The organism is Pseudomonas edaphica (genome assembly GCF_005863185.1).
Classification (GTDB): Bacteria; Pseudomonadota; Gammaproteobacteria; order Pseudomonadales; family Pseudomonadaceae; genus Aquipseudomonas; species Aquipseudomonas edaphica.
The window spans coordinates 1-7,318 of record NZ_VBVZ01000300.1 but is presented as its reverse complement, the minus strand read 5'-3'; the positions used below and the strand labels follow the sequence as shown (position 1 = coordinate 7,318).

General features: G+C 61.5%; 7 protein-coding genes. 2 read left to right on the top strand and 5 right to left on the bottom strand.

Translation table 11 applies throughout. From position 1 onward, the window contains the following. Positions 1-243: 243 nt before the first annotated feature. The 5 genes from FEM54_RS19300 to FEM54_RS19280 form a co-directional block, all read right to left on the bottom strand. Positions 244-1,359 carry an MDR/zinc-dependent alcohol dehydrogenase-like family protein gene (locus tag FEM54_RS19300; RefSeq protein ID WP_138452506.1) on the bottom strand — a complete coding sequence of 372 codons (1,116 nt, stop codon included), beginning with the start codon at positions 1,357-1,359 and terminating at the stop codon, positions 244-246. A 27-nt stretch (positions 1,360-1,386) separates the two neighbouring features. Further along, positions 1,387-2,142, bottom strand: a complete 756-nt coding sequence (locus FEM54_RS19295) for an SDR family oxidoreductase (protein WP_138452504.1) — start codon at positions 2,140-2,142, stop codon at positions 1,387-1,389. A 139-nt stretch (positions 2,143-2,281) separates the two neighbouring features. Next, positions 2,282-3,289, bottom strand: coding sequence for a substrate-binding domain-containing protein (locus FEM54_RS19290; RefSeq protein WP_017135923.1), 1,008 nt, complete (start codon positions 3,287-3,289; stop codon positions 2,282-2,284). 34 nt (positions 3,290-3,323) lie between these two features. Next, complete coding sequence (locus FEM54_RS19285) at positions 3,324-4,301, bottom strand: ABC transporter permease (protein WP_017135922.1); 978 nt, start codon at positions 4,299-4,301, stop codon at positions 3,324-3,326. Further along, a complete protein-coding gene (locus tag FEM54_RS19280) occupies positions 4,298-5,785 on the bottom strand; it encodes a sugar ABC transporter ATP-binding protein (RefSeq protein ID WP_138452503.1) in 1,488 nt (495 codons plus the stop codon). Before FEM54_RS19280 ends, FEM54_RS19285 begins: the two co-directional genes overlap by 4 nt. A gap of 283 nt (positions 5,786-6,068) precedes the next feature. On the opposite strand from FEM54_RS19280, the gene rpiB reads away from it, so the two are divergent. Further along, positions 6,069-6,530, top strand: a complete 462-nt coding sequence (rpiB, locus tag FEM54_RS19275; RefSeq protein WP_016969738.1) for a ribose 5-phosphate isomerase B — start codon at positions 6,069-6,071, stop codon at positions 6,528-6,530. Between the two features lie 63 nt (positions 6,531-6,593). Next, on the top strand, positions 6,594-7,318 hold a 725-nt coding region (locus FEM54_RS19270), incomplete at its 3' end, for a sugar-binding transcriptional regulator (protein WP_138452502.1).

Genomic DNA, 7,318 nt, shown 5'->3' with positions numbered 1-7,318 from the left:
CAGCATGTCCTCGCCCACTTGGTCGGGATCGTTGATGACTCGATTCATAACGCGGGTTCCTGTTCTTGTTCTTAAAGGGCAACACTTTTAATTGTGAAAGCTGGCTTATTGTGGCGAGCAAGCTTGCTTGCGCTGGGGTGCGAAGCGCCCCCAAAAAGCCGCAGACCGCTGCGCAGTCAGCGGGAGCAAGCTCCCTCGCCACAGGAAGCCCGGCTCCCACAGGGTCAGGGGGTGTCGCTGAAGTCAGGGTTGCAGGACTACTTTGAGCGACTTGTCGCCGCGCTCCATCACCGCGAACGCTTCCTTGAAGTCTGCCAACGCAAATTTGTGAGTCACCACGTCGCGCATGTCGATCTTGCGGTTGCCGATAAAGTCGATGGCGCGCGGGTACATGTACGGCCCCAGGTGTGAACCCAAGATATCCAGTTCCTTGCGGTCGCCGATGATCGACCAATCTACCGTGGCCTCGTCATTAAACACGCTGAATTCGACGAAACGCCCCAGCTTGCGCAGCATCGCGAGGCCCTGGTTTACCGCCTTGTGGTGCCCGGTGGCTTCGATATAAATGTCGCACCCATAGCCGTCGGTCATTGCGCGGATCTTGGCCATCACGTCGACTTCGGCCGGGTTCCACACCTCGTCGGCGCCCATGCGCAGGGCGAGGGCGGCGCGTTCGGGTTTCATGTCCAGCACGATGAGCTTTTTCGGGTTGCGCAGGCGCACCGCGCCGATAATGCCCAGGCCCAAGGTGCCGGCACCGGCGACCACCACCACGTCGTCATGGTCGACATTCGCGCGCTCGGCCGCGTGCAGCGAGCAGGCCAGCGGCTCGATCAAAATGGCTTCATCCGGGGCGATGGATTCCGGCACTTTGTGGATGATGCCTTCCTTGGTAAAGATCATGTACTGGGCCATGGCGCCCTGCACGTTGTTCTGGAAACCGTAGAGGTCGTGCTTCTGGCACATCCAGTACTGGCCGTGGTTGCAGAAACGGCAGCCCCAGCACGGCACGATCTGCTCGGAGATCACTCGGTCACCGACTGCCACGCCGCGTTTTTCTGCGCCTGGGCCGAGGGCAACCACACGGCAGACGAACTCATGCCCCGGAATCATCGGCGGCTTCACATAGCGCGGTTGCTCGGCATCGCCCCAGAACGACGGCGCGCCGCGATAGGTCTTGATGTCACCCATGCAGATGCCGCACAGCTCGACTTTGGTGAGAATCTCGTCGGGGCCGGGCGTGGGCACGTCGACAGTTTCCAGGCGATAGTCTTCCGGGCCGTGGCAGACCACGGCCTGCATGGTTTTCGGGATGACCGGGGAGAGGTGTTCAGGTGTGCGTTCGGTGGCGGTGGACATGGCAAAAACCTCACGACAAAAGATGAATTACTGAATGCTGTAGCCGCCATCGATCACCATGTTGGCGCCGGTGATCATCTGCGCGGCGTCGCTGAGCAGGTACAGCGCCAGCCCGGCGATTTCTTCCGGCTGGGCGAAGCGGCCGGCCGGGATCTGCAATTTGGCCTTTTCACCCACTTCACCGGCCCAGGCTTTTTTGCCCAGGGCGGTCTCGACGATGGTCGGGGAAATGGCGTTGACGTTGATCTGTGGCGCCCATTCCATGGCCAGCACTTTGGTCATGCCGACGATGGCGGCCTTGCTCGCGCAGTAGGCGACGTGACGGTCCAGGCCAATCACGGCGGCCTGGGAGGCCAGGTTGACGATGCGCCCGCTGCCCTGCGCCAACATGTGTCTGGCGCAGGCCTGGGCCACAAAGAAGCTGGCCTTGAGGTTGATGTCCAGGGTGGTGTCCCAGGCGCTTTCGCTGACGTCGATGGCCTTGTCCAGCAACACCACGCCGGCGCTGTTGATCAGGTAATCCAGGCGCTGGAAGTGTTCGAATACGCTGTCGATGGTGTGCTGTATCTGGCCGACCTGGCCGAGGTCGACGGCAATACCCAGGTGCCCGTCGCCCAGGCTGGCCGCGACGTGCACCACCGCCGGGTCGCGGTCGAGCAAGGCCACGCGGGCGCCGCGCTCCACCAGCAGGTGGGCGCAGGCCAGGCCAATGCCGGCGGCGCCGCCGGTGATCACCGCGCAACGGCCGGTGAGGTCGAAGGCTTGGTTCCAGAATCCAGACATGAATGACTCCATTTTCGAAAGCAGTTGATCGTTCCCACGCTCTGCGTGGGAATGCCGCCTGGGACGCTCTGCGTCCCGATGTTGGGTGACGCGGAGCGTCACGGGATGCATTCCCACGCGGAGCGTGGGAACGATCAAGCTACTTGCCGCCGCTGACTTGTTGGTACAGCGCATCGGCATTCGCGTTAGTGACGGGCACCCACGGCAGGATGTAGTTCTTGGCGGTGCCATCGCCCCATTTCACGTCCTTGCCGTAGCGCTCCCAGATCACCGATTGCGGCTTGTAGTCCTTGCCGGCCAGTGCGCGCAACGCCACATCCAGCGCGCCTTGGGATTGGGCCTGGGCGTCTTGCAGGAAGGTGGTGACTTCGTCTTTCTTCGCCGCCTGGATCGCGTCCGGCATGCCGTCGATAGAGGTGACCGGCACGTCTTTGGAGGTCAACCCGTGAGACTTCAGCGCCTGCACGGCACCCAGGGCCATATCGTCGTTTTGCGCGATCACGCCGTTGATGCCTTTGGGGTGCGCGTTCAGCCAGTCTTCGGTGAGGGTCAGGGCCTGGGCGCGGTCCCAGTTGGCGGTCTTTTTCTCGATAATCTTGATGTCCGGGTGCTTGCTCAGCACTTCCAGCTCGCCTTTTTCCCGATCGATCTGCGCCGACTGGCCAATCGGGCCCTGGATGATCACCACATTACCTTTGCCGTTGAGCTTGTCGACCATGGCCTGGGCCTGCAGGCGGCCGCCTTCCACGTCGTCGTTACCCACATAAGGTACGGAGGCATCGGCTACTTTCGTATTGGAGGCGATGACCACCACGTCGTTGCTCATGGCTTGCTTCACGGTGCCGACACCGGCCTTGGTGTCGATCGGCACGAACAGGATGGCGTCGTAGTGCTGGGTCACCATGTTTTCGATCTGGTTGTTCTGGGTCAGGGCGTCATAGTTGCCGTCGAACACCGTCAGTTGCACGGTGCCGTCTTTGACTGCCGGGTGTTCTTTCAGCTCGCGGACCCAGTTCTGCATGAACTGGCCCTTGAGGCCGTAGACGGCCGCGCCGATCTTGTAGGTCTTGCCATCGGCGGCAAAGGCAATGCTGCTGGCGAGCAGGGTGAGGGTCGCCGCGGCGGCCAAAGTGGTACCAAGTTTCATGAGTAGAACTCCGGTTATTGTTGTGGGTCGTTCTCTAGCGTTTTTTCTTGCGCCACACGTCGATCAGTACTGCGAACACGATGATCAGGCCCTTGGCGACCTGCTGGTAATAGGAGGACACGCCGAGCAGGTTCAGCCCGTTGTTGATCACGCCGATCAGCAGCGCACCAAACAGCGTGCCGACAATGCTGCCGGTGCCGCCCGACAGGCTGGTGCCGCCGATCACCACGGCGGCAATCGCGTCCAGCTCATAAGAAACCCCGGCCTGGGGCAGGGCGGAGGTGGTGCGTGCCGAGAGCACTACGCCGGCCAACCCGGCGAGCAGACCCGAGACCACGTACACCGAAAACATCACCTTGCGCACGCCGATACCCGAGGTGCGCGCACTCTTTTCATTGCCGCCCACCGCGTACACATAGCGGCCGTAAGTGGTGTAGCGCAGCACCATCCAGAAGATCAGCGCGACCACCGCAAAGATCACGATGGGTACGCCAATCGGGCCGATCTTGCCGATGCCCAGCGCCAGGTAGGCGTCGGGCAGGTCGGTGATCGGGCTGCCGTCATTGAGGATAAAGGTCATGCCCCGCGCGATGCTGAGCATGCCGAGGGTGGCCACGAACGGCGGGATCGACAGGTTGGCGACCATAAAACCGTTGACCACACCGAGCATCGCGCCGGCAAACATCCCCGCACTGACTGCCGCCAGCAGGCCATAACCCTGGGTCGCAACCATGGCGCTGCACAGCCCGGCAAAGGCCAGGATCGAGCCCACCGACAGGTCGATGCCTTTGGTGAGGATCACGTAGGTCATGCCTACGGCCAGGATGCCGTTGATCGAGGTCTGGCGCAGGATGTCCATCCAGTTGCGCCAGGTCATGAAGTATTCGCTGGAAAACGCCATCACCACGCACAGCAGGATAAACACCAGCGGCAGGCCGAAGCGGTCGAGGGACAAGCGCAGGCGATTGCGCGGCGCGGTGGTCATGGGCGGTGCGATGGTTTTGGCATTCATGAGGCAAGACTCAACAAGGCTTCCTGGGAAAGGGCGGTGTCGGTGCTGATGGTCACCAGTCGGCCGCCCTTGAATACGGCGATGCGATCACTTAAATGCAGCAGTTCCGGGGCTTCGGACGACACCACGATGGCAGCGCCACCGGCGCGCACGAACTGGTCGAGCAGGTGGTAGATCTCCTGCTTGGCGCCTTCATCGATGCCACGGGTCGGCTCGTCGCAGAGCAGGCACACCGGCTCGGTCGACAGGCATTTGGCGAGCACGACTTTCTGCTGGTTGCCGCCGCTCATGGACGCTACCGGCAATTCCAGTGAACTGGTCTTGATCTGCAGGCGCTTGACCATGTCCTCGGCCAGTTGGGTTTCCTTGCGCGCATTGATCAGCGACCAACTCGACAGGCGCTTGTAGGCCGACAGTGCAATGTTGGACAGAATGCTGCCGGTGAGCACCAGGCCGCTGTCTTTGCGGTCTTCGGTGACCAGCGACATACCGGCGTTGATCGTGGCTTTGGGCAGGCCGATGGGCATGGGCTTGCCTTGCAGGGTCACGCTGCCGGAGTCCGCAACCGTCAGCCCATAGATGCAGTTGAGAAACTCGCTGCGCCCCGAACCCATCAGCCCATAGATGCCGAGGATTTCGCCCTGGCGCAGTTGCAGGCTGATGTCGTGGAACTCGCCATTGCGGCTCAGGTTATCGACTTGCAGGCAGGTAGTGGCGGCGCATTCGCGGCCGACCTTGTGGTCGATGCGTGTCAGCTCCTGGCCGACAATCCCGCGCACCAGGTGGTTGCGGTCGATATCGGCCATGCGCCCGCTTTCCACAAAGGCGCCGTCGCGGAAGATGCTGTACTCGTCGGCAATCTGCGCCAGCTCGCTCAAGCGGTGCGACACGTAGACGATGCCGGCGCCGCGCGCGGTGAGGCGGCGAATGGCCTTGAACAGGGTTTCCGCTTCGCGCTCGCCGATTGCCGAGGTCGGTTCGTCCATGATCATCACCTGGCAGTCATGGCTGAACGCCTTGGCGATTTCCACCAGTTGAATCTGCGCCACGCTCAGGCGGTGCATGGGGCTGGTGGCATCGACCTCGAATTCCAGGCTTTCGAGCAGCTCGCGGGTGCGGCGGTTGAGGGTCTTGCTGTCGACGATGCAACCGGCGCGGCGCGGTTCGCGGCCCAGCCAGATATTTTCGGCGACGGTCATGTAAGGGATGGGCTCCAGTTCCTGGGTGATCATCGCGATCCCCGCTGCCAGGGCTTCACTTGGGCGGTTGAACTGTACGGGCGTGCCGTTGAGCAGGATGGTCCCGGCGTCACGCTGGGTGATGCCCATCAGGATGCTCAGGAAGGTCGACTTGCCGGCGCCATTGCCGCCGCACAGCGCATGCACGCTGCCGGCCCGCAGAGAAAGGCGCCCGTCACGCAGGGCAGGCACCCCGGCGTAAGCCTTGGCGACGTGTTCAGCCTGGAGCAGTAATGGCGTGGCCATCGGCGTGTCCTCGTGCTGTGAATTCTTATTAGGTCGCACAGTCATGTTTTGCTGTGATCATATGTGTATCAAATGAAATTCTGATCAGTCAATCGCTTTCACTAAAAAGTTATAAATACGCCTGTTTGCGCAAATCAAGCCTGTTTATACGGCTTTGACTAGGAGGTCAGCTAAAACTCGCTTGACAGAAGGGCCGCAATACCCGAGAAATAACTGAGCGAAATTTCATTGACTGATCAAATGATCAGCCTAAAGCACCTAAACGGCAGCGGAGCCAGACGCCATGAACACACCTTTCCCGGTGGCTATCGGATGCGATGAAGCGGGTTTTGAGCTCAAAGAGCTGTTAAAGCGCCATATCGAGGCGCTGGGTTACCCGGTGACCGACTTCGGCACCCACTCCACCGCGCCGGTGCTGTACCCGGACATCGCGCTGGCGGTGGCCACCGCCATCAATGCCGGGCAGCAACGCCTCGGCGTGCTGGTATGCGGCACCGGGATTGGCATGGCCATCTCGGCCAATAAAGTACTGGGCATTCGTGCGGCCCAGGCCCATGACACCTATTCGGCGGAGCGCGCACGCAAGAGCAACGATGCACAAATCCTCTCTATTGGCGCACGGGTGATCGGCGCCGAACTGGCCAAAAGCATCGTCAAATCGTTTCTGGAGTCGGAGTTTGAGGCGGCGCGTTCCGGGGCCAAGGTCGAGCGTATCAATGCGATCGAGCGCGATGGGCATCAGTAGTGGACGGGACGGGGCAAGAGTCGGGAGAATGGGTTTTTGACGCCGAAACGGAAGCCCGTCCCCATGAGTGACAGTACCCAGCGCATTGCCAGCGATATCGATCAGATGACCGAAGTGGCGATGCTCTATTACCTTGAGAACGTCACTCAGGAGGCCATTGCCAAGCGCTTCGACCTGTCGCGGGCCAAAGTCAGCCGCTTGCTCAAACGTGCGCGCGATGAAGGGATTGTCGAGGTGCGGGTGTTGCAGCACCCGGCGATGAACAACGAGCTGGAGCGCGCGTTGGTGGAGCGCTTCAAGCTCGACCGCGCGTTGATCGCGGTCGACCACAGCGAACCCGACACCCAGCGCTCGGCCGTCGCCAGCCTGGTGGCCAATTACCTGAACAAAACCTTGAGCGACGGCATGATCGTCGCCGTCGGCATGGGCCGTAACGTTGGCGCGGTCGCCGACAACGTGTTCTTGCCGGTGACGCGCAACTGCACATTTGTCTGCGCGATTGGTGGTTCGCTCAAGGCGGGCGAATACATGAACCCCGACCATATCTGCCGACGCCTGGCCCTGCGTTTTGGTGGCGAGAGTGAAAGTCTGTATGCGCCGGCACTGGTGGCCAACCCGGAATTGCGCGGCGTGCTGATCAACAATGACACCGTGCGCTCAACCCTTGATCGGGCGCGGCGTGCAGACATCGCGCTGATCGGTATTGGCGACATGAGCGAGAACAGCAACATGGTGCGCATGGGCTGGTTCTCGCCGCAGGAGATCGCCCAGGCGCGCTTGTCCGGCAC

Excerpts from the sequence above, each read along its gene's own strand:
- FEM54_RS19300 (WP_138452506.1), bottom strand. The coding sequence starts at position 1,359 with ATGTCCACCGCCACCGAACGCACACCTGAACACCTCTCCCCGGTCATC.
- FEM54_RS19295 (WP_138452504.1), bottom strand. The coding sequence starts at position 2,142 with ATGTCTGGATTCTGGAACCAAGCCTTCGACCTCACCGGCCGTTGCGCG.
- FEM54_RS19290 (WP_017135923.1), bottom strand. The coding sequence starts at position 3,289 with ATGAAACTTGGTACCACTTTGGCCGCCGCGGCGACCCTCACCCTGCTC.
- FEM54_RS19285 (WP_017135922.1), bottom strand. The coding sequence starts at position 4,301 with ATGAATGCCAAAACCATCGCACCGCCCATGACCACCGCGCCGCGCAAT.
- FEM54_RS19280 (WP_138452503.1), bottom strand. The coding sequence starts at position 5,785 with ATGGCCACGCCATTACTGCTCCAGGCTGAACACGTCGCCAAGGCTTAC.
- rpiB (WP_016969738.1), top strand. The coding sequence starts at position 6,069 with ATGAACACACCTTTCCCGGTGGCTATCGGATGCGATGAAGCGGGTTTT.